Source organism: Solibacillus kalamii, from assembly GCF_002174535.1.
GTDB classification, from domain to species: Bacteria; Bacillota; Bacilli; order Bacillales_A; family Planococcaceae; genus Solibacillus; species Solibacillus silvestris.
In genome coordinates this window covers 42,758-65,282 of the sequence record NZ_NHNT01000004.1, presented here as the reverse complement: position 1 = coordinate 65,282, position 22,525 = coordinate 42,758, and the positions used below count along the sequence as shown (strand labels likewise).

At 40.4% G+C, this 22,525-nt stretch carries 19 protein-coding genes and 2 riboswitches; of the genes, 3 read left to right on the top strand and 16 right to left on the bottom strand.

The genetic code is table 11. The annotated features are described in order from the left end of the window. Window positions 1–75: 75 nt before the first annotated feature. From CBM15_RS08350 to CBM15_RS08340, 3 genes are all read right to left on the bottom strand, one after another. Window positions 76–648: a xanthine phosphoribosyltransferase gene (locus CBM15_RS08350; RefSeq protein ID WP_087617097.1), complete on the bottom strand. Its 573-nt coding sequence runs from the start codon at window positions 646–648 to the stop codon at window positions 76–78. 142 nt (window positions 649–790) lie between these two features. Beyond that, window positions 791–892, bottom strand: a riboswitch (purine riboswitch). Window positions 893–1,017: 125 nt separating this feature from the next. Next, window positions 1,018–1,713 carry an RNA 2'-phosphotransferase gene (locus CBM15_RS08345; RefSeq protein WP_087617096.1) on the bottom strand — a complete coding sequence of 232 codons (696 nt, stop codon included), beginning with the start codon at window positions 1,711–1,713 and terminating at the stop codon, window positions 1,018–1,020. A 250-nt stretch (window positions 1,714–1,963) separates the two neighbouring features. Beyond that, window positions 1,964–3,421 (bottom strand): amino acid permease, encoded by a 1,458-nt coding sequence (locus CBM15_RS08340; protein WP_087617095.1) that lies wholly within the window; start codon window positions 3,419–3,421, stop codon window positions 1,964–1,966. A gap of 92 nt (window positions 3,422–3,513) precedes the next feature. Then, window positions 3,514–3,694: riboswitch (Lysine riboswitch) on the bottom strand. Between the two features lie 125 nt (window positions 3,695–3,819). Here CBM15_RS08340 and CBM15_RS08335 point away from each other — a divergent pair. Together CBM15_RS08335 and CBM15_RS08330 are read left to right on the top strand one after the other, a co-directional pair. Next, on the top strand, window positions 3,820–5,049 hold the full coding sequence (locus CBM15_RS08335) for a CynX/NimT family MFS transporter (RefSeq protein WP_338057546.1): 1,230 nt from the start codon (window positions 3,820–3,822) through the stop codon (window positions 5,047–5,049). A gap of 61 nt (window positions 5,050–5,110) precedes the next feature. Continuing rightward, window positions 5,111–5,665, top strand: coding sequence for a restriction endonuclease (locus tag CBM15_RS08330; RefSeq protein WP_008408000.1), 555 nt, complete (start codon window positions 5,111–5,113; stop codon window positions 5,663–5,665). Between the two features lie 41 nt (window positions 5,666–5,706). Here the strand turns inward: CBM15_RS08330 and CBM15_RS08325 are convergent, their stop codons facing one another. The 13 genes from CBM15_RS08325 to CBM15_RS08265 all read right to left on the bottom strand — a co-directional run bounded on the left by CBM15_RS08325 (window position 5,707) and on the right by CBM15_RS08265 (window position 20,755). Beyond that, complete coding sequence (locus CBM15_RS08325; protein WP_087617211.1) at window positions 5,707–6,762, bottom strand: nitric oxide synthase oxygenase; 1,056 nt, start codon at window positions 6,760–6,762, stop codon at window positions 5,707–5,709. 92 nt (window positions 6,763–6,854) lie between these two features. After that, the gene (locus CBM15_RS08320; protein ID WP_087617093.1) at window positions 6,855–7,844 is read right to left on the bottom strand and encodes a quinone oxidoreductase family protein; all 990 of its coding nucleotides are present in this window, start codon (window positions 7,842–7,844) and stop codon (window positions 6,855–6,857) included. 89 nt (window positions 7,845–7,933) lie between these two features. Further along, window positions 7,934–9,460 carry a tripartite tricarboxylate transporter permease gene (locus CBM15_RS08315; protein ID WP_087617092.1) on the bottom strand — a complete coding sequence of 509 codons (1,527 nt, stop codon included), beginning with the start codon at window positions 9,458–9,460 and terminating at the stop codon, window positions 7,934–7,936. Window positions 9,461–9,479: 19 nt separating this feature from the next. Next, window positions 9,480–9,944, bottom strand: a complete 465-nt coding sequence (locus CBM15_RS08310; RefSeq protein WP_087617091.1) for a tripartite tricarboxylate transporter TctB family protein — start codon at window positions 9,942–9,944, stop codon at window positions 9,480–9,482. Between the two features lie 59 nt (window positions 9,945–10,003). Then, complete coding sequence (locus tag CBM15_RS08305) at window positions 10,004–11,023, bottom strand: tripartite tricarboxylate transporter substrate binding protein (RefSeq protein WP_087617090.1); 1,020 nt, start codon at window positions 11,021–11,023, stop codon at window positions 10,004–10,006. A 178-nt stretch (window positions 11,024–11,201) separates the two neighbouring features. Further along, a complete protein-coding gene (locus tag CBM15_RS08300; RefSeq protein ID WP_008407992.1) occupies window positions 11,202–11,891 on the bottom strand; it encodes a response regulator in 690 nt (229 codons plus the stop codon). 5 nt (window positions 11,892–11,896) lie between these two features. After that, window positions 11,897–13,480, bottom strand: a complete 1,584-nt coding sequence (locus CBM15_RS08295; protein ID WP_087617089.1) for an ATP-binding protein — start codon at window positions 13,478–13,480, stop codon at window positions 11,897–11,899. A gap of 210 nt (window positions 13,481–13,690) precedes the next feature. Continuing rightward, on the bottom strand, window positions 13,691–14,896 hold the full coding sequence (locus CBM15_RS08290) for an RtcB family protein (protein ID WP_087617088.1): 1,206 nt from the start codon (window positions 14,894–14,896) through the stop codon (window positions 13,691–13,693). Then, entirely contained in the window at window positions 14,889–15,155 is a 267-nt protein-coding gene (locus CBM15_RS08285; RefSeq protein ID WP_087617087.1) for a hypothetical protein, read from the bottom strand. The genes CBM15_RS08290 and CBM15_RS08285 overlap by 8 nt, the downstream gene beginning before the upstream one ends. Before the next feature lie 338 nt (window positions 15,156–15,493). Continuing rightward, window positions 15,494–16,462: an agmatinase family protein gene (locus tag CBM15_RS08280; protein WP_087617086.1), complete on the bottom strand. Its 969-nt coding sequence runs from the start codon at window positions 16,460–16,462 to the stop codon at window positions 15,494–15,496. Continuing rightward, entirely contained in the window at window positions 16,459–17,688 is a 1,230-nt protein-coding gene (gene hutI / locus CBM15_RS08275) for an imidazolonepropionase (RefSeq protein ID WP_239534781.1), read from the bottom strand. Before hutI ends, CBM15_RS08280 begins: the two co-directional genes overlap by 4 nt. A 45-nt stretch (window positions 17,689–17,733) precedes the next feature. Continuing rightward, complete coding sequence (gene hutU / locus CBM15_RS08270) at window positions 17,734–19,395, bottom strand: urocanate hydratase (protein ID WP_087617084.1); 1,662 nt, start codon at window positions 19,393–19,395, stop codon at window positions 17,734–17,736. A gap of 25 nt (window positions 19,396–19,420) precedes the next feature. After that, the gene (locus tag CBM15_RS08265) at window positions 19,421–20,755 is read right to left on the bottom strand and encodes a YjiH family protein (RefSeq protein ID WP_087617083.1); all 1,335 of its coding nucleotides are present in this window, start codon (window positions 20,753–20,755) and stop codon (window positions 19,421–19,423) included. A gap of 157 nt (window positions 20,756–20,912) precedes the next feature. Between CBM15_RS08265 and CBM15_RS08260 the strand changes: the two genes are divergently transcribed. Continuing rightward, window positions 20,913–22,385: a helix-turn-helix domain-containing protein gene (locus CBM15_RS08260; protein ID WP_087617082.1), complete on the top strand. Its 1,473-nt coding sequence runs from the start codon at window positions 20,913–20,915 to the stop codon at window positions 22,383–22,385. The last annotated feature ends 140 nt before the right edge of the window (window positions 22,386–22,525 follow it).

Here is a 22,525-nt window from a genome sequence, read left to right as displayed (position 1 = left end):
AATATATGTGTACTCTTGCTGAGTCAATTTACATCGTTTGAACTTTATTACCTTTTAGAAATATGTGCTGCTTAATTAATCGTAAAACTCTACTTTGCCGTTTGCCAATGATTTAATATTTGCCAATGATTCGATGCGCAGTCCTTGCTCACGTAAAATCTTTCCGCCTTCTTGGAAGCCTTTTTCGATTACGATGCCGGCTCCGACAATTGTTGCACCTGCCTGGTTCGCAATGTCGATTAAGCCTTTCAATGCTTCGCCATTTGCTAAAAAGTCATCTATGATTACGACATTATCATCCGCTATAATAAACTTATTTGATACCGAAATTTCGTTCGTTTCGTTTTTCGTGAATGAATGTACTTTCGATGTGTACAGGTTGTCCGTCAATGTCAGTGATTTGCGTTTACGTGCAAACACAACAGGTGCACCTAGTGTTAAGCCTAAAAAAGTTGAAGGGGCAATACCAGATGATTCAATCGTCAATACTTTCGTAATGATTTGGTCTGAAAAACGTTTCGCAAATTCGTCTCCGATTTCTTTCATTAATAACGGGTCAATCTGATGATTTAAAAACGAATCTACCTTTAACACTGTATCTGAAAGCACTTGGCCCTCTTTTTCTATTTTTTCCTTTAAAAGCTTCATGATAAAAGCTCCTTCCCATTTGAATGTAAACAAAAAACTCGAAAGGCAAGCTCCCTACGATGAGTGGAGCAAGACTTCCGAGTAAGTTCAAAAGTAATAACAAATGTTTTGTGCAAATATAAAATAATTGGACAAATACATTCATTAAGCATGCTTCACTCATAGTCGGTTTATTTACGGTAATCCGGTAGAAACTTGCAAGCCTTATCCTTGCTATTATATGAGTGGCGAATATTTAATTTAACAATATGAATGTTCCAATTATAATCATGGAAATGCTAGTTTGCAATAACATTTAAATAATAAAATTATTCTTATTTTTCGGAAATTTAGTTAAAAAGTAAATTTTATTAGGGATAATGTTCGGTTTTAAGCATTTTTCTGTAAAATTTTTGATAAATTTTCTTTGAATTGTTCGAACTTCGAACCATCCGTACCGAAGTAGCTCATGCTGCGCGTAACGAAAATCGATACCTTTTTGCCATCTTCATAAACCATTTCCGCAAACGGGCCGGTCTGTTCGAGTAATTGCACTTTTGTTTCATCTTCATTATAAATCACTAAACGGTCAGCATACCGCGCTTTAAATTGCTCGTATGCGGCAGTCCCTTGCAAAATAATAATTTCCGGCAGAAACTCATCCATTACTTCTTTAAAAATGTGATTTCCCCGCTCAAAATTAGCGGTATCCTCTTTTTTCACTACTTTCGCTTCATCGGCTGATTCCAGCTGATATGTATTCAGCGACGTATAAATGAGCGATTCGTGATGAGTGTTTTCCAGCCAATTTTCAAACTGCAATGAGCCTTTAAATTCACGGGGTGCCCCTTTAATTTCACTTAAATATAGATCCTGGAAAAGATCTCTGTTCACTAATGACTCTGCAAAAGTCTGCTCACTCCGGTCTTCCACTTTAAATAACGGTACTGCATGCGAGCTTACTAGGAAAATACGGGATTTGTACGGGTTCTGTTTTGTGAGAAACGGTCGATACATCACCTTTTTATTATCTTCCCCTGTTAACCAAGGATATACTTTTTTATAGAAACCTTTTGAAATAGGCATGTTTTCACTTCCTTATTCTTCAGCGCTACTCATTTTTTTATTTCTTTTATAATACCACTGTTGCAGCAATCGTACTCGGGAAATTTAATCCTCACTAATCTACTGGTTATCCTCAATCAGTCTAGCATAATACTCAATCACTCTCACTTATTCCTCACTCCCTTTGTATATTCCTCACTTCAGGACAAATAATCCTCAATACAACAAAAAACGCAATGAAAGCCTATAAGCTCGCATTGCGTTTCAGAAATTATTTATTTGATAAATCGCAGTCCTGTAAAGGAACGATTTTCGTTTTATGCTTAAATTTGTAGCCAAACCATAAAGCGGCAAACAATGGTAAGCCGATATATGAAACGACGACACCGTACCAGTCAATTGTTCCGCCCGTAAATGCCATATAGTTTTGACCTAGCACGACAATCATACATAGGGCAAATGCGAATAGCGGTCCGAATGGGAAGAATTTAGATACATACGGTAAGTCACTCAATGAATTTCCTTGTGCGACATATGCACGGCGGAAGCGGTAATGACTGATGGCAATACCGAGCCAAGCGATGAAGCCGGACATACCGGAAGCATTCAACAGCCAAATGTAGACAACACCGTCACCGAAAAACGATGCCAGGAATGCTAACGAACCAACTGCTAATGTAGCTAAAAGTGCATACATTGGAATACCGCGCGATGTTACTTTCATGAAAAGTTTCGGCGCTTTTCCGTCTACCGCTAACTGATAAAGCATACGACTAGCTGCATATAATCCTGAGTTCCCTGCAGATAACATAGCCGTTAAAATAATCGCATTCATAACAGATGCCGCAAACGCAACACCCAGGTTTTCAAATACTAATGTAAATGGACTTGTCGCAATATCTTCAGATAAAAGACGTGAATCCGTATACGGGATCAGTAATCCGATTGCACCAATCGCAAAAATATAAAACAGCAGAATACGCCAGAATACAGAACGAACAGCTTTTGGAATGTTTTTGCCTGGATCATCTGTTTCCCCTGCCGTTACCCCAAGCATTTCCGTACCTTGGAATGAGAAACCGGCTGCAAGGAAAATACCGAACAATGCAAGGAAGCCGCCATTAAACGGTGCGTCATCTTTGAAGAAGTTCGTGAAGCCGACCGGATCGTTCCCGCCTAAAATCCCGAAAATCATTAAAAAGCTGACAATGATGAAGACAATTACTGTCGCGACTTTAATCATCGCAAACCAGTATTCCGCTTCACCGAAAGCTTTTACAGATGCCAAGTTAAATGATAAAACAACTACGATAAATAAAATGGTCCACAACATTGAAGAACTGTCAGGGAACCAGTATTTCATAATTAACGAAACAGCCGCAATTTCTGCTGCAATCGTAATCGCCCAGTTGTACCAATAGTTCCAGCCAAGCGCAAAGCCTAAAGCCGGATCAACAAATTTTGTTGCATACGTACTAAACGAACCGGATGTTGGCATATACGCAGCCATTTCCCCTAATGATGTCATTAGGAAATACACCATAACGCCGATCAGCGCATATGCGAGCAATGCCCCGCCAGGACCTGCCTGTGCAATGGCACCACCTGATGCTAAGAATAAACCTGTACCGATTGTTCCGCCAAGCGAAATCATCGTTATATGGCGACTTTTCAAACTTTTTTTCAACTCATTTTTATTACCGAGCTGATCTATTTTAATCTCACTCATGAATATAAAACTCCCTTTTTGTTTTGTTGGTGAAGTGTAAAAGAAAAACCACCACAAGTTTTTGTGATGGTTATAGTTACACCTCATCAAACTTGAAAGATAGCTCAACACATGCTCACACATGTGACAGTTCTGTTCCTTATCGGAAACAGCCCCAGCATTATTTTCAAGAAGAAAAATAACACTTCGGCAACCATTCCTTTCATAAAGCTTCACCGATTCTTCCTAATCTCAGCTATACTAGTCTTAATGATTGCGACCTCTACCTCATAATTTACATGAGGTAATGTTTTATTTAATTTAATTGAATCAATGATTAAAAGTCTAACATAACATTTTTTTGATAGCAATGGCTTCGCCTTTATTCTGTTTTTTATGAGTATTCAAACTACTCAAACATATATCAACATACAAAAGGAGAATCGAAAATGGACACACAACAAGTAAATCAAAATAGCAAAAAAATACTATCTAACCGACCGCTCATCTATTTTATGGTAGCCGTATTTTTATTTGCGACCACATTACGTACACCGATTACATTGATCGGCCCGATTATTTCATTTATACGTGAAGGGCTCGGGATATCGAACTTTCTTGCAGGCTTTTTAACGACCATTCCTTTAATTGCCTTTGCGGTCGTCTCACCATTTGCACCACGTATTGCACGCAAGTTTGGGATTGAATGGACATTATTTTATTCTGTCATTTTACTTTGTGCAGGGATTTTACTGCGTTCGCTAGGGGCAACATCTTTACTCGTTATAGGAACAATATTAATCGGGGTCGCAATTGCATTCGGGAATGTTCTTATCCCTAGCTATTTCAAATGGAAATTCCCATTACATATCGGATTATTAACAGGGATTTATTCCGTTTCAATGAACATTTCTTCCGGAATTGCTGCAGGCTTCAGTTACCCTATAGCGGCAAACACAGGATGGCAAATCGCAGCAGGTATTACGATTATTTTAGGGATTCTTACATTACTAATCTGGCTGCCGATTTTGCGCCAGGAAAAAATTGCATTAAATATGCCGACATCGCAGTCTAAGAAAACGCAAATGTGGAGGTCGCCGCTTGCCTGGGCAGTCGCTGGAGCAATGGGATTCCAGTCGTTCATATTTTACTGCTCGTCTGCATGGTTGCCGGAAATATTCATTAGCCAAGGCCTTGATGCTACAGCGTCCGGGTGGATGGTATCCGTTATGCAGTTTGCACAAATTCCGATGACATTTATTATTCCGATTCTTGCAGGGAAAATCGCTTCTCAACGTCCGATCGTCATTTTCTTTACGATTTGTTACTTAGTCGGTTTTACTGGTGTCTTAATGGAATGGACAAGTCTTGCTGTCGTATGGATGATTTTATTAGGCTTTGCAGGAGGGGCTTCGTTTGGTTTAGTCCTGATGTTATTTTCATTGCGCACAAAGACAGCCTATGATGCAGCTGAACTTTCCGGCTTCGCACAATCAATCGGTTATTTTGTTGCCGCAATCGGGCCTGTTCTATTCGGCTTTGCACATGATTTGACGGACAGCTGGACAATCCCGATCGTGCTGTTTATTCTCATTTCTGTTCTATTGTTTTTCTCTTCCTTTATGAGCTCAGACAATCGTACAATATAACCAAACGTATGTACCCTTTTATGATATAATAATGGTAGTAAATAAAAGGAGTACAGAACTATTGCGTAAAAAGAGAAGACGGAATAAAAAACGCCTGCCAGTAATCCCGCTATTTTTCATCGCATCGGCTGGTACAGCTGGTTTTTATGTAACGAAAACAGCTGAAGGCATCGGTATGGGGATTGTCGCTTATTTCGTTCTATATATCGCGTTTAAAATTTGGCTAAAATCGCTGAAGACGAGGAAATTGCGGAAGTCCGGCATTCGCGAAGTCGATAAAATGACCGGTGAAGATTTTGAAAGATTTTTAGGCGAATTATTTAAGCGCCGCGGATTTAAAGTGAGCTATACTGCAACGAGCGGTGACTACGGTGCCGACCTTATTTTAAAGGACGGCAAAGATATTATTGCTGTCCAGGCAAAACGCTATTCCGGTACTGTCGGTGTAAAAGCTGTACAGGAAATTATCGGTGCGGTAAAAATGTATGAAGCAACAGAGGCATGGGTTGTCACAAACAGTCATTTTACACGCCAGGCAGAAAAACTTGCCGACATCAATGACGTTTATTTAATCGATCGTGATGAATTGATTCAAATTATGTTAAATAAAAGATAAGAAATAGGTGTGCAGAGGCTCTCGCTTTCTGCACACCTATTTTAAAATGGCTGTTGCTGATACAAGTAGTTTGGTTTTTTTATCGTGTTGGCAATCGGTTCATGATACAGATCAGTTGTGGCCGGAGATAATGGCGGTACAAGCCATACCCAGTTTCCCGTTACATCCCGGTTGCTTGCATGTTCCTGCTTTTGAAACAGCTGAAATTGCTGGGCAGCGGTATGATGATCGACAATACTTACACCCGCTTTTTTATATGAATGTAGAACCGCAACATTTAGTTCAACAAGTGCACGGTCCTTCCAAAGCGATGCATTCATCGAAGTGTCCAGTCCCATTGCTTCCGCCACTTTCGGCAGGAAATTATAGCGGTACGTATCCGCCAAATTGCGCGCCCCGATTTCCGTCCCCATATACCACCCGTTAAACGGCGCTGCCTGAAAATCAACGCCCGCAATATTAAAACGCATACTCGAAATAATCGGTACTGCATACCATTTCATATTTAACTTTGAAAAATCATAATCCGGATGGGTAATTGCTACTTCCAGCACATGCTTTTCAGGAATTTCAAAAAACATTGGCTCCCGGTTATCTACTTGAATGACAAGCGGTAAAACATCATAGTTTGAACGTGCACCTTGCCAACCGAGATTTCCACATATTTTCGTAAACTCAATCGAGTCCGAATCTCCAACAATCCCATCATCTGTTTCATAGCCTGCATAGCGAATGAGCTGGTGGTTCCACACCCGTACACGTTTCGGGTCAAACAGTGTAATGGCAGGTCTGATTTTTCCGTTGTTTGTCGCAAAATCGATATGGTGTAGAAGCGCTTCATAAATTTCGACCTCATTTAATAAATGGCGCTGATCAAACACATTTAAGCTATTCCAAAACAGGCGTCCGATACATTTATTGCTGTTGCGCCATGCAACCCGTGCACCGTGCGTAAGCTCATCTGTCGTTAAAGTGAAATCAGGAAGATGCGCCTCTTTCTTCCGTTCTTTCAGCCACTCTTCTGACTGCTTTGTTTCTTTTTTATATAAAGTTAGGAATTCTATTCGTTCATGCAATACTGTAGTCGTTGTTGCCATTGTTTCATCCCCTTCTAATCCCATTTTCGCGCCTTCGATAGGGAATCTCAACAATACAACAACCGGTTAAAACATGTATTTTTCATATATGACTAAAATTGTTCATAATGTTTATCTTTTATAAGGCGAATTAAAATCTTACCTTGATGCTTTCTACTTTCGATTAGGCGATGCGCCTCCTGAACTTCCTCCAAATCAAAGACTCGCGCAATTGGAACGCTTAATTCTCCACCTTCGAACAATGGAATGATCCGTTCAACAACAGGAGCGAGTCGAGCAGGAGCTTCTTTACGAGTTGTACCTAAGCTGAAACCTTTTATGTTTCGGCAGCTATTGTGCACATCGCTTGTTGATATTACACCAGCTTTTCCACTACTGTTTCCAAACTGCACTAATGTGCCAAAATTAGCTAAGCATTCAAGACTTGCCTTTGTAACATCACCAGCGACCGAATCAAAAATCACTTGTGCCCCTTCACCATTAGTATGTTGCTTAACGCCATCTACAAAGCTGTCGTAAGTAAACACATCATCAGCACCTATACTCAGAACATAATCTTTCTTACTTAAATCACCGACAGTTCCAATGATTTTTGACACACCATAATGTTTTGCCAACTTCACAAGCATTGTCCCCACACCACCAGCCGCGCTATGTACGACAATTGTATCTTCCTTTTGTACATCTCCAATTTGTTTAAGTAATATCTCAGATAATATGGTCACGGTTGGAAGTGCTGCAGCTTGTAAGGGATCGATTGTTTCGGGAATTTTAAAGGTTAATGTTTCCTTCGCGGCTACTACTTGCTGATAAGAGCCCCCATTAGGGAATGCGAAAACATAATCTCCTTTTTGAAATGCAGAACTTTTACTTTCGATGACGTGCCCTACAATATCTAAGCCTAATGTGATTGGAAATGTACTCTGACCTTTATTTCCCATGCGCGTTTTAATATCCGCATAATTTACGCTCGTATATAGCCCCTGTATTAATACTTCTCCCTGTTGAATGGCAGGTATTTCTACATCCTCCAAAATTAAAACATCTGCCGTTCCTGCTTTGTATTGACGCACACTTTTCATTTCACGCACTCCCCTTTATTTATTTCAAATAAAATTGCCGCCCGGATTCGGACGGCAACTCTTCGTTAAACAACACTTAGTAGCTTAACTCATCCTTCTTCATTAATAATTACATTTTTCCCACGTAATTTCATAAGAATCGGAATCAGTATCCATAAAACTGCAATAATTAAAAAGACTAATGAAAGTGGTTTTGCTACGAAAATACTGTAATCTCCATTGGAAATTGTTAATGCACGACGCATATTGTTCTCGATCATTGGGCCTAACACAAGCGCTAAAACTAAAGGGGCAACAGGGAAATCATTTTTCGCAAAGAAATAGCCTGCAATCCCGCATCCTAATAACAGGAATAAATCAAACGTCGTATATTGAACTGCATATACACCAAAAAATGAAATGGCAATAATAATAGGCAGTAAAAATCTTTTCGGTGTTTGTATAATTTTAGCGAAAACTCGAACTAACGGCATGTTTAATACAAGCAGCATTAAATTTCCTAGGAACATACTGGCGATCAAGCCCCATGCTACATCCGGATGTTCCTCAAATAATAATGGGCCTGGCTGAATATTGTACATAATGAATGCACCCATTAAAATAGCTGTCGTCCCTGATCCCGGGATCCCTAATGTTAATAGCGGAATCATCGCTCCACCCGACGATGCATTGTTTGCAGATTCCGGTGAAGCAACCCCGGCAATGTTTCCTTTACCAAATGATTCTGGATTTTTGCTGATTTTCTTTTCTGTAATATACGCAAAGAATGAAGCAAGCGTCGCTCCTGCACCTGGTAGCACCCCTAAAAAGAAACCAAGGAATGAGCCACGGGCAATTGGTGCCGCACTGTCTTTTAAATCCTGTTTTGTAGGTAAAATACGATTAATTTTCGCGATCGGTTCATCGTTACCATCCTTCTCGAAAATCGTTTTAAATACTTCACCTAATGCAAATAAACCTACCGCAACTGTTAAAAATTCAATTCCACTAAATAATACCGGCTGATCATATGTAAATCGGGCTATTCCTGAAACAGCATCTATTCCAATCGTTCCTAATAATAGGCCAAGAACCGTCATAATTAACGCCTTCGTAATCGATTTACCCGCTAAACCGCTTACCGCTGCCAATCCTAACAGCATTAGCGAAAAATATTCTGCCGGACCAAAATTTATTGCTACTTTAGATAATGGTCGGGCTAATAAAACCAAACCGATTAACGCAATAATACCTGCGATAAAAGAACCGATTGCCGCAATGGATAAGGCGGCTCCAGCTCTTCCTTGCCGTGCCATTTGATATCCATCCAGCGTCGTAACAACTGAAGAAGATTCGCCTGGTGTATTTAATAAAATAGATGTTGTAGATCCACCATACATTGCACCGTAGTATACTCCTGCCAGTAATATGATTGAACTAGTTGCAGCCATTTCTATTGGTAACCCTGACGTTAATGTAGCCGTAACAGGAATTAATAGTGCAACCCCACTCATTGGGCCAATCCCTGGTAGTACGCCTACAGCTGTTCCAATAACTACACCTAATAATGCGAATAATATATTATGCCATTGAAAAGCAATAGCAAACCCATCTAATAAGTACTGTATCGTTGACAAATTAGCTCCTCCTTTCTATTTAGAGTGGGAATTTAGGCAATGATCCGCCTAATACGTTGACGAAGCCGAAGTAAATAATTGCTGAAAATGCGGCTGCCACTATAATTGAGCTAACCCACTTTCCTCGTTCAAGTGTTTGAAATGAGATTAATAAAAATGCAAAGGTCGTAACTAAATAACCTAGTTTTTCAAGTAAAAATGCATAAGCAACCGCTGAAACAAAAATAATCAGGAATCGCTTATAATTAGAGGAGCTCTCCCCTTCTTTATCTTCAGCAATTTTATACATCGCCTGATGACGAATCGTTTCAAAAAATAGTAAAATACTTAATATAATTAGAGCTATTCCTAATCCAAACGGAAATGTACTCGGGCCTATTTGAGAGCCGTACGCACTTGTAGATATTTTTTGGGATTCGACGATAATTAATATTCCTAGCACTAAAAACACAACACTAGCAACACGGTCAAATTTTAAATTCAACGTTGTACACCTCCTATAAAGAAGATATGGGCAATAAATATGCCCACATCAAGGTTTCATTATTTTTGCATACCTAAAGCTGTTAAAATTTCAGTAATCGTTCCTTCTTGTTCTTCAAGGAATTTCACGAAATCATCACCTACACGGAAGTCTTGAGCCCAGCCGTTACGCTCTAATTCTGTTTTCCATTCCTCTTTATCGTTTAACTCTGTTAGTTTTTCAATCCAATAATCCTTTGCAGTATCAGACATATCTTTAGGTCCGAAAATACCGCGCCAAATTGTGAACTCTGCCTCAATCCCTAAGTCATACAATGTCGGGATTTCTTCTAAACCTTCAAGTGCTAACTTTTCCGGTGATGTAACTGCCAATACTCGAACGTCACCGCTCTTCACATAAGGTGTTACAGTTGAAATATCTGTTCCGATCGCATCGGCATTATTCCCTAATAATGCTGCCATCGCTTCCCCGCCGCCGTCATAAGAAACATATTTTACGGCTTTTGGATCAATGCCGTACTCATATGCAGGTAAAATTGTAACTAAGTGATCCATTGAACCTGGAGCGGAACCGCCAGCCATTGTAAGCGCTGTTGGATCTGCTTTAATAGCATCCAATAAATCGGTTAACGACTCGTAAGGAGAGTCAGCACGAACAACAATTGCACCAAAATCCTTCGTTAGCTGTGCTAAAGGTGTTGTATCTTTATATCCGTAAGGGCTATTCCCTTCAGCTTTTAAGTTATTAATTAAAATCGGTGGTGATTTTACCATTAACATATGGTCGTTTTTTGCTTCTTTCGTCGCGTATGTTGCCATGAATACGGCACCACCGCCACCTGGTTTGTTTTCTACTGTTATCGGTTTTTCGATTAATTTTGTTTCATTCATAACTTTTGCAATCGAACGAGATGTTAAATCCCATCCCCCGCCAGCCCCGGATGGTGCTACGATTGTTAAGTTACTTGTTGGATAGTCTTTATCGCCTGATGATGTCCCCTCACTATCAGTACAAGCTGCCAATGTCAGTGTTAACGCCGCTGCTGAAAATAATGTTAGCAGCTTCTTTTTCATTGTCATAAAAATAGTCCCCCTTCTGTCTCACGCGTTATGTAAGCGTTATCTTAATTAAAAAGGATATTGTGTCTTTTTTATATATAACGAAACTATTGTCTTTTATTTTCATAGTGTCTATATTGTTCATATTGTTCACGACATAAAAAAGAGCATGTCCCTATTACGACATACTCTTGTTTGTTTATTTTTTTATAAAGTACCGGCGCTCTGGTCTGCCGACGTAGCCATAAATATGCTCAACAAAAATTACTTTTTCATCCATTAGATGCTCCAAATAACGCCTCGCTGTAGTTCTGCTGATCCCTATTTCTTTGCCAAGTTTTTCAGCAGTAATTCCTTCATCGCAATTTTGAATATAGGTCACCACTTTTTCTTTTGTAACAGAATCAATGCCTTTAGGGTTGCTTCCCTTTTCCAGTTCACTCGCATATGTAAGGTTATTCCACAGTTTTTTTATATCCTCAGCCTGTAAACGGTCGGTTGAGCTAAGTATTGTTTTTTTCTCTTTATATTTGAGAAGGCATTCTTTAAAACGCTGTAGTGTTAAAGGCTTTAATAAAAAATCAATCACACCGCTCGCATATGCCTTTTTTACAATTTCAACCTCCGCTGCTGCCGTGATTAAAATAATATCGGTATCCATATCCTTTTGCTTAATATAATCGATTAGTTCTGTCCCCAAATTATCGGCAAAGTAAATATCCAGCAAAATCAAATCCGGTTTTATTGTATCCAGCCAAATTTTTGCTTCTTCAATTGTATGGGACATTCCTATCGTTTTAAAACCATCAATTTGCTCAAGAAACTTTTCATGTATTTGAGCAATCCGCATATCATCTTCAACGATTAGTACTTCAATTGTATTCCCCATACGACTCACCCCTCTTTTGGAATTGAAAAAATGAATAGTGCCCCACCCAATTCTCCACTCTCAATTGCAATTGAACCATTTAATTTTCTCAGGTTTTCATCGACGATAAACAAGCCATAACCCCGATGCTCTTTATCTTTTGTTGACTGCTTTTTTTCAAATATATTGTTGATCACTTGTTGATCGATCCCATTCCCTGAATCTTCAATTTCACAAATGACTTCTTTCTCATCCTCGTAAATATAAATTCGTACGATACGTTCTTCTTCATCTAAATGCTCCACTGCTTCAAAGGCATTTGTTACTAAATTTCCTAGTACTGATATGAGTAGATGCTTTTCAAGATGTTGACCCAGTTTCCCACAAAAACTATCTTCATCTAGTAATAACGTAACCTTTAATTCTTTCGCTCTATTATAAAACCCGATGATTAGGCCGCAAATAAACGTATCTTGTATTTTTTCGTTTAAAAAGGATATTAACGCGTGATTCCCAAGTCGCTCAGAATGAATCAAATAGAGGGCTTCATCATATTCCTTCAGCTGAATCAACCCTGAAATCGTATATAAAAAGTTATTGTATTCATGTGTCTGTGCTCGTAACGATTCGATATATTGTTTTACTTGTGACAGCTCATTGGCAACTAAATCAATTTCTTCAAACGGTCTAAAACTGGACACAGCACCGGTTACTTCGCCATTATTAACAATCGGAACACGGTTTACTAATGTTTTAACACCATTAATGGTCATCATTCGGTCTAATTGTTCATGACCGGATTCCATCACTTTAATTAAATGTGTATTCGGAATAACTTTACTAATATTTTCGCCTATTTCAGAATCCCCACTCCTTAAAATCGCCTTCGCAGAATGATTAATCAATGTAATGGTCCCTTCTCGATCAACCATAATAATTCCTTCTCGAATCGATTCCAATATCGCATTTCGCTCGGACAATATTTTAACGATTTCCTGAGGTTCGTAATCCAATAATTGTGCTTTTGTTTTATTGGAAAAATAAGTGGAAAGAATAATAGATAAAACAATCGTAATGAAAAATATTATGATTAAATACTTGGAATAAATGATATTTGCTGAAAAGATATCGGCAAATAAAAAGCCAACTGAAACGACACCAATGATTTCCCCATTTTCATCTTTTACAGGTGCCTTGCCGCGTAATGCTTTACCTAATGTACCTTCCGCATTTGATATGTAAGCTTCTCCATCGATAAGCGCTTTAGCATTATCGTCACCAACCATTTTTTGACCGATTCGTTCTTTTACTGGGTGGGCATACCGGATTTCCTTTTCATCACCAATGACCACATATTCGGCATTAACACTTTGCTGAATTTGCAGTGCAATTTTTTGAATTTCTGCTGATGTTTGGGGTTGCTTCAATCCCTCTATAATATCCGGATGCTTCGCAGCGACTTGTGCTACACCAAGTGCACGCTCACCTATTTCTTTTTCCACGATTTCCCCAATAATAAAATAGGTTGAAACTAAACTTACTATTAAGATCATGGCGGCTAGAATCGTATTGTACTTGAAAAAACGAAAATTTAATGAGCTTCTTTCCATATGCTATTACCCCTATTTTGGCAGTTATTACTTTAGATGATTATAGCATAAGAATTTTCTCTTAATTCTAACAATTGGCAAACTCCTGCAATATATGCAAAATGAGCTCAGGTTATACAGAATTCCAAAGGCGAATAGCCACTTGGCGCCGAATAATTACGGTACCAAGTGGCTACATTGTCCTTTTTAAAAGTTGCCTATTTAATATAATTATCTCTTCCATTTATCGCTAGCTTTGAAATTATAGACCGGTGTCACGTGCTTGTGGATTGTCACCGTTTCTCCGATTTGCTCAACAATTTCCTGCATCGGCTTATAGGCCATTGGTGCTTCGTCGAGCGTTTCCTCGCTTACCGAAGTTGTCCAAATTCCTTGCATCGTCTGTTTGAAATCATCCATCGACAGGTTTTTCATTGCGGCTGTCCGCGAGTAAATGCGGCCAGCTCCATGTGGGGCGGATTCATTCCAGTCGGCATTCCCTTTTCCGATACAAATAAGAGAACCGTCCCGCATATTCATCGGAATGACGAGTTTTTCATCCTTTGCCGCACGCACTGCCCCTTTACGCAAAATCATGGCATCCGTATCAATGTAGTTGTGTACGGAATCAAACTGCTCCGCGAACTCCCACTTCATATGTTCGGCGATTGTCTTGGCAATATGCATACGGTTTTCATGTGCAAAACGCTGCGCCAGTTTCATGTCGGCAATATAATCCTGGAACAGATCACCTTCTAAATAAGCCAAGTCCTTTGGCACAACCGGATTTTCGTTCTTATATGCTTTAATCATTTTCTGAATGTCCTTGCTGTTACCGGCTTCTTTCAGTGCTGCAATTCTTTCGGTTAAATCTTCGCGCTGCAACGACTCAAATGCGCGCTTCTGATGCCAGTTCGCCACCTTTGCCCCGACATATCGCGAGCCCGTGTGGATCAATAAATAATGAACACCGGCATCATCTTTTGCAAGCTCAATAAAATGATTGCCGCCTCCTAATGTGCCTAGCGAGCGTCCTGTATATTCATTTTGCAAGCCACGTGCAATGAAATTTTCATTTGCAAAAAGTTCAGCCCCCTTTATATTTAGCGCAGTTTCATGGATTTCATTGCCACTCGGTACGAAACGTCGGATTACTGTATCAAGTTCATTAAAGTCAATTGCATCTTTGCCGATTTCTGAAACGAGCACCCCACACCCTACATCAACACCGACGAGATTCGGTACAACACGGTCATTCAACTGAATCGTTGTGCCGATTACACAGCCTTTCCCGGCATGATAGTCAGGCATTATTCGAACTTTTGTCTCTTCCATAAATGACTGATTGACGAGTTCATCAATTTGCTGAATCGCAACTTCCTGTGGGGTATTCGTATAAATTTTAGCGTTTGTATATTTTCCGTTAATCTCAATCAATGCTGTTCACACCTTTCTTTTTTAAACTGAGTACAGCGTATATAAGAAGTGCTACTCCAATATAGCTTCCAAGCAGAAATATCGGAGAATCTTGGTTAACAAATCCGAAGGCCATTTCGGATTGCAGTACAACTGTATCAGGTGCAAATTGCGGTTTGTAGAAAAAAGTTTGAATCAATCCGATTAACAGCTGTGCGGCAAAATATAGAATATGTAAGAGCAGTGCCCCGATGAATGCGAACAGGATATTACGTTTCATACCGAACCTCCTTTTGCGAACATAATTGTTACTATTTACGAGTGGGGGTGAGGAGAAGTTTCATAAATTTTTCCTGTATGGCAGTTAGCTTTTTATTAGAAGAAAGTGGAGTATATTAGAAAACTGGTGGACGGTATTTGAAACTTTTGACCATATATTTGAAAATCGGGGTTCGATATTAGAAAATCCGTGTGCTTTATTAGAAAATAACGATTTTATTAGACACTTGGGCACGGATATTAGAATGAATCGCAAACTTATTAGAAAACTCAAGCCACTCTTAATTAAAAAAGACCATTCGAAAAGCGTGTAAACTTTTCAAACAGTCCAATTTTTTGTTACTTCAAATGAACATACCTAGATACCATCATCGTTAAAAACGCGTATACGCCGGCTTTTACTGTTTGCAGTTCCTTCGTATCACGATGCGGGTCAATACAGACGAAATCCATACCTTTTACGATCCCGTATTTCCCCACTTCATACAACAAATCAAACAGCTCATCTGTCCGCATACCACCTGGTGTAGAGGCAGGGACTCCCGGTGCATATGCAATATCAAGTACATCCATATCTACTGTCACATACACAACATCTACTTTTTTGGAAAGCTCCTCCATTACATTTGCTATTACCGACTCCGCGCCACGACGACGGAAATCTTTTAATGTAATGCGGTTTACACCATAATGATCTGCAGCACGTATGAGACTCGGGGCATTGTAAAAACCGTGCAGCCCGATGTTGTACACATCTTCACCCTTCACTACACCAGCATCAAGCAGCTGGCGGATTGGTGTACCGTTTGTCGGGCCATCCGATTCTGTTGCCCGTAAATCCAGATGGGTATCGAACTGTAAAATACCGATTCGTTGCCCAGAAGAATTGGCAAATGCTCTTACAACTGGCGCAGTAATCGAATGATCCCCGCCAATCTGTACATAGAAGCTTTCCGGACAACCATTCAATATATCTGTCATCGCCTGTTCGATATTATCATGACATTGCAAAATATTCGTTCCGTGCATTTTCACATCGCCGACATCAGCAATCCGAAGTGCTCGAATATCTACATCTTCATCAATCGAATACGTTGTGAACAGATTCCAGCTTTTGCGGAAAAAATCCGGATATTCCGAAGCTGCTGAAGCACTAATTGACGAACGGGACAGCGGGACACCGGTAATGACCACATCAAAGGATTCTGAAAGCTCCCCATAACTTGGTTCTACCCAGTCTTTTACCTTCATGTCTTCAGATTCCACTCGATTCCAAGACGTTGCCGGGCTTACTAGAAACTCGCTCACAGTAAGCTGCCACCTTTCACAACGACATCTCCTGCTTTAATTACAGTATCTGTATGATTCATCCCGTAAAAATATTGAAGCTGCTTATAATTCGGAACATCTAAAATCAGTACATCGGCCTGTTTACCCTTTTCTAGTGTACCGACTTCATCTGCTCGTTTTATCGCATGAGCAGCATTGATCGTTGTTGCACAAAGCACTTCTTCCATCGTCATTCCCATGTTCATGCACGCCAAATTTTGAATGAACGGCAAGCTGATTGTCGGCGAAGAACCCGGATTAAAGTCCGTTGAAATAGCTACAGGTACACCACTATCAACCATGAGGCGACCTCTTGCATACGGTGCGCGTAAAAAGAATGCGGTTCCCGGCAAGAGTACTGCAATTGTCCCTGCCTTTGCCATTGCAGCAATCCCTTCATCCGAAGCAACGAGTAAATGCTCTGCGGAGATGGCACCGACTTCTGCAGCGAGTTCCGCTCCTTCATATGGCTCGATTTCATCTGCATGGATTTTCGGTGTCAGTCCGTATGCTTTGCCTGCTTCCAAAATAAGACGGGATTGTGCAGGTGTGAACACTCCTTTTTCGCAAAAGACATCATTGAATTCCGCTAGCCCTAACTCCGCCACTTTTGGAATCATTTGCTCTATTATAATTTTCACGAATTCATCTTCATTGCCTTTATATTCTTTCGGAACGGCATGTGCGCCCATAAAAGTCGAGACAATATCCACCGCATGTTCTTCCTGCAGTTTTTTCACAACATACAGCTGTTTGATTTCGTTTTCAAGATCAAGACCATAGCCAGATTTCGCTTCAACCGTCGTAACGCCGTGGCGCAAAAACTCGTTTAAGTGCTGAACGGTTTTATTGTATAAACCATCAAAACTCGCTTCACGTGTTTTTGTCGTTGTATAGTGAATCCCGCCACCTTCATTCATAATATCCATATAGGACCTTCCGGCAAGACGCATATTCAGCTCATGTTCACGTGTTCCCCCATGCACTAAATGTGTATGGCAGTCAACAAGGCCTGGCATGACAATCTTCCCTCGTGCATCAATAACCTCGGCACTACCTACTAGATGCGGATATTCCTGTTTTATTTCATCAAGAGGCGCAATCATTGCAATGCGATCTCCTTCGATTAGTACACTTACCTCTGTTTTTAGGCCGAGCTCGCTCATCTGCTCACGACGGCGAGGTAATTTTACATCACTTTCCATAGTTAATACTTCATTTGCATTGTTTATTAAAATAGCCAAAGTTCATCATCCTTTTAGCATCGGCATATTGATACCTTTTTCTTTTGCTGTGCGAACTGCAATGTCGTAGCCTGCATCTGCATGGCGTACAACCCCCATACCCGGGTCTGAAATAAGCACGCGATTGATTTTTTCTGCTGCCAGCTTTGTGCCGTCAGCAACAAGTACTTGGCCGGCATGTTGGGAATACCCCATTCCTACACCGCCACCATGATGAATGCTCACCCAGCTCGCACCGCCTGCTGTATTGACGAGCGCATTCAATAACGGCCAGTCTGATACAGCATCGGATCCGTCCTGCATCCCCTCTGTTTCACGGTTTGGTGAAGCGACTGATCCGGAGTCCAAATGGTCACGGCCGAATACAATCGGCGCTTTCAATTCACCGTTTGCAACCATCTCGTTCACTCTTAGTGCAAATCGGTGGCGGTCGCCATACCCCAGCCAGCAAATACGGGCAGGTAATCCTTGCCATTTCACCATTTTCTGTGCCATATCAATCCAGTTTACTAATGCTGTGTCTTCAGCAAACATTTCTTTTGCCAAAGCATCTGTTTTGTAAATATCCTCCGGGTCACCTGACAGTGCTGCCCAGCGGAACGGTCCTTTTCCTTCACAGAATAGCGGGCGGATATATGCCGGTACAAATCCCGGGAAGTCAAAAGCGTTTTCCACACCCATTTCCTTTGCATAGGCGCGGATATTGTTTCCGTAATCGAATGTTTCCGCTCCTGCCTGCTGGAATTCAAGCATTGTTCGCACATGCTCTGCCATCGTTTCCTTTGCACGGCGTTCATATGTTTTCACATCGGTTTTGCGCAATTGAAGTGCTTCTTCCAAGGTCATCCCGTTTGGAATATAGCCGTTAATCGGGTCGTGGGCAGATGTCTGGTCTGTAACAAAATCCGGAATCATGCCACGATTCAACAGCTCACGGTTAATGTCCGCACAGTTTCCTACTAAACCAATTGATGCTGGTTCTTTAGCAGCCGTTAACTTATTTACAAGTTCTATCGCCTCATCTACTGTTTCGACAAGGTAATCACAGTAGCCTTCATTTATTTTCCGTTCGATTCGCGCACGGTCCACTTCAACAACTAAAATGACCGCACCCGCCATTTTTCCTGCTAATGGCTGGGCACCACTCATGCCACCCATACCACCAGTTAGTATCCACTTACCACGAAGGTCGGCTGTTCCAAACTTCTTTTTCCCTGCTTCCACAAAACTTAAATATGTTCCTTGGAGAATTCCCTGTGCCCCAATATAAATCCAGGAGCCTGCCGTCATTTGCCCGTACATCATTAAGTTACGTTCTTCCAGTTCATAGAAATGGTCCCAGTTCGCCCAGCCAGGCACCAGGTTCGAGTTGGCGATCAGTACGCGCGGTGCATTTTCATGTGTTCTAAATACTGCGACCGGTTTACCTGACTGCACAATCATCGTTTCATCATTTTCCAGTTCTTTTAATGTCGCAATGAGTTTTTCATAGCTTTCCCAATCACGTGCCGCTTTCCCGATACCGCCATATACAACTAGCTCATCCGGATTTTCCGCTACTTCCGGATCTAAATTGTTCATCAGCATGCGCATTGCCGCTTCCTGTGTCCACCCTTTACATGAAAGCTCAGAACCACGTGGTGCACGGATGTTTGTTTTATATACCATAAGAAATCTCTCCTTTAATTTGAAGTTAGAATAAGATAAATGCTATTGGTGTAACGAAAATGAGTGTTAAGACAACTCGCTCAAACCAGATAATGATCATTTGGCGAATTGATAACGGGATGTCTGTCGATAAAATAACCGGAATGACAGCTGAGAAGAATAAAATAGCTGAAATCGAAACGACGGCTACGATAAATTTCGTTACAAGTACCGACTCAGTTACGATCATAGCGGGTAGAAACATTTCCGCAATCGATAATGACAATGCTTTAGCTGTCAGCATCGGATCTGGAATTTGCAGTAAATACGTAAATGGCGCAAAAATGTATGCCAGCCAATCGAATAGCGGTGTATAAATTGCTAATACCATTCCTAATAATCCAATCGATAAAATGGAAGGAATGACACCCATCGCCATAATAAAACCGTCTTTTAAATGAATGTATAAGTTTCTAGGTAAAGACGGGTTCGTTTTAGTTGCTTCCACCGCTTCTGTCCAGGCCACTTTTAGACGATCGTTTTTTACAACCTTTTCAGGCTGAGGAGTTGAACCTTCATAATACTCATCTTTAATTTTATTTAGCGGATAAATTCGGGCAGTAATAGCTGTAACGATGAATGTCACAACTAATGTCACCCAGAAAAACAGGTTCCAGTATTCCATTAAATCCAGTGTTTTCGCGACGACTACCATAAAGGTAGCTGACACTGTAGAGAAGCCCGTAGCAATAATGGCTGATTCTCTCGCTGTATACTTCCCTTCCTTATACACACGGTTCGTCAATATTAAGCCGACCGAATAGCTGCCAACAAATGAAGCTACGGCATCGACTGCTGAGCGGCCAGGTGTTTTGAAAATCGGTTTCATTACCGGCTGCATGAACACCCCTATAAATTCAAGCAAGCCATAGCAAACGAGCAATGCTAAGAAAACCGACCCAATCGGAATGACCAACCCTACCGGCTTAATAAGTTTTTCTAATAAAAATGGACCGATATCCGGATTAAACAACCAGGCAGGACCAAATCCAAAAATAAGCATTACCCCAGCAACTAGTCCGCCTAATTTAAAAATGGACAGCACCATGTTAACTTTTGAAGTCTTCCACTTCTTCGTGACAAATGGATAAAATGCGCCGAGTACTAAAAGAATCAACACATATCCATTTACTAACGCGGGTGCAAATGTTGTGAGAGCGCTTACAACATGGTCAATTAAAATCGATGTTTTCCCATTCCATTCAAATGTGATAAAAAAACTAAAAATCCCGATTAAACTGCAAATCACCATTTTAATTAAAATGCTCATTTCAAACTGTCCTATTTTCGACAGTTCATGTTCTTCCTGGTACTTTGTCATTCAACCACCCCTTTGTTATTTTCAGTTTAGTTTTCTTTCAATTCCGAATAAATAGAATAAAAACATCGATTATAGTAATATTTGAATAAAGTAAAATTAATTTGAATGATTTTTAGAATTTATATATGAATTAGTAATTTTTAAAGGTGGTGTTTGATTGAAAATTTTAATTGCTGAGCGGGATTTTGAGGAAATCGCCGGAATTGAGTGGTATTTAAAAAACTATTTTATGCGGGATATTGAAGTAATTGGCGTAATAGATGGCAGTAGAATAATTGAAGCTTTTGAAGAAGCGAGGCCGGAAGTACTACTTATTGAAATGGAACTTGTTTCTCCATCCATAGAGCAATTTTTACAAAAGCAGGCGATCCCTGTTATCGGAATAACAGCGGAACCTATTTTTCAGCAGGCAATGAAAGCAATCCGCTTAAAGGCAATAGATCTTTTTGTGAAGCCCGTTCCATTGGAGCAGCTAAAGTCTGCATTGCTGAAAATCCCTTCGACTAGGCGGGCAGAAACTTCAAGCAGTACCATTCCAGTCGAAACTCAATTATATTCGGATTTGTTTTTAAATAAGCCTGGGAATTTCTCATTAGATGGAAAGTCTTTCTTCTTAATTGAGTGTGCAGACTACGAGCATAACTTAATGCTGTATGAGTGGCTCATTGAATTGCCTATTTTTCATAATCTATTAGCCCTGCCGCTGCAAAACCGTGTGATTTGTATTGCTGAAATCGATGTTTTTACCAATCTATTCAGGCAGCTTAGAATCATGAGTCAGGAATGGGAGAAATTCAATGGGGAATCGCTGAATATTGCTGTTTATGACGGCGAGGAGACAACTTTGCTGACAATGTATCAGGCATGTAAAAAAAAATTGGCTCAGCGCTTTTATAAAGGGTATTCCCATATTTTTAAAAGCTCACAAACACTTCATGTGACAAGGCTTGATCCGCTTTTAACCCCTGAAGAACAGCAGCTTTGGATTACGAGTCTTGAAAACGGTGATTTAAAAGCAATTAAGACTTTTTTATATATGCTCACAACAAGTTCTACCTATTATCATCAGGATGATGTGCGTATTCATTTGACGAGTATTTTAGCGCAAATTCGCCGGTTTATGATGAAGTATCATCTGCAGCAGCAAGCAAAAATCGAACAGCAATACCGCGCACTGTTCCATTTTATATTAGAGCACCCAATTTTATATGCGATTGTACAGGAGTTTATTTTATTTACACAGCGGTTGATGGATGCGCGGAAAAATTTACAGCTACAGCAAATTGCTGACTATACGGAGTTGGCTGTCGAAATAATTGAGCGGGACTATAAAAGTGCTGAGCTGACATTACAGCATGCAGCGAATAAATTAAATATAAGCACCAACTATTTGAGCAATGTATTTTCAAAAAAACGAGGTATTCCGTTCCGGAAATATTTACAGCAGTACCGCGTACAGCAAGCCGAAAAGCTATTAATAGAAACGAGTTTAGGGATAGGGACAATCGCGGAAATGGTCGGTTTCACGGACGGCAATTACTTCACTAAAGTATTTCGGGAATACTATCAGTTAACCCCATACCGCTACCGTCTGAAGGTGAGGAAAACAGTCGGCTCAGCCAAAAATTGATTTCCATTCCGGGGACGCTTTCCGGGGGCGTGGCCTGAGCCTGTAGTCTCAGGCGTCACGCTTATCCCCAAGGAGTCGCCCCTCCATTCCAATCAATTTTAATAGCCTTTTCTTACTTAGTTTTTTTCTTTATTCAATCA

Coding starts and splice junctions, on each gene's coding strand:
- CBM15_RS08350 (WP_087617097.1), bottom strand. CDS start 648: ATGAAGCTTTTAAAGGAAAAAATAGAAAAAGAGGGCCAAGTGCTTTCA.
- CBM15_RS08345 (WP_087617096.1), bottom strand. CDS start 1,713: ATGCCTATTTCAAAAGGTTTCTATAAAAAAGTATATCCTTGGTTAACA.
- CBM15_RS08340 (WP_087617095.1), bottom strand. CDS start 3,421: ATGAGTGAGATTAAAATAGATCAGCTCGGTAATAAAAATGAGTTGAAA.
- CBM15_RS08325 (WP_087617211.1), bottom strand. CDS start 6,762: ATGGCAACAACGACTACAGTATTGCATGAACGAATAGAATTCCTAACT.
- CBM15_RS08320 (WP_087617093.1), bottom strand. CDS start 7,844: ATGAAAAGTGTGCGTCAATACAAAGCAGGAACGGCAGATGTTTTAATT.
- CBM15_RS08305 (WP_087617090.1), bottom strand. CDS start 11,023: ATGACAATGAAAAAGAAGCTGCTAACATTATTTTCAGCAGCGGCGTTA.
- CBM15_RS08300 (WP_008407992.1), bottom strand. CDS start 11,891: ATGGGGAATACAATTGAAGTACTAATCGTTGAAGATGATATGCGGATT.
- CBM15_RS08295 (WP_087617089.1), bottom strand. CDS start 13,480: ATGGAAAGAAGCTCATTAAATTTTCGTTTTTTCAAGTACAATACGATT.
- CBM15_RS08285 (WP_087617087.1), bottom strand. CDS start 15,155: ATGAAACGTAATATCCTGTTCGCATTCATCGGGGCACTGCTCTTACAT.
- hutI (WP_239534781.1), bottom strand. CDS start 17,688: ATGGAAAGTGATGTAAAATTACCTCGCCGTCGTGAGCAGATGAGCGAG.
- hutU (WP_087617084.1), bottom strand. CDS start 19,395: ATGGTATATAAAACAAACATCCGTGCACCACGTGGTTCTGAGCTTTCA.
- CBM15_RS08265 (WP_087617083.1), bottom strand. CDS start 20,755: ATGACAAAGTACCAGGAAGAACATGAACTGTCGAAAATAGGACAGTTT.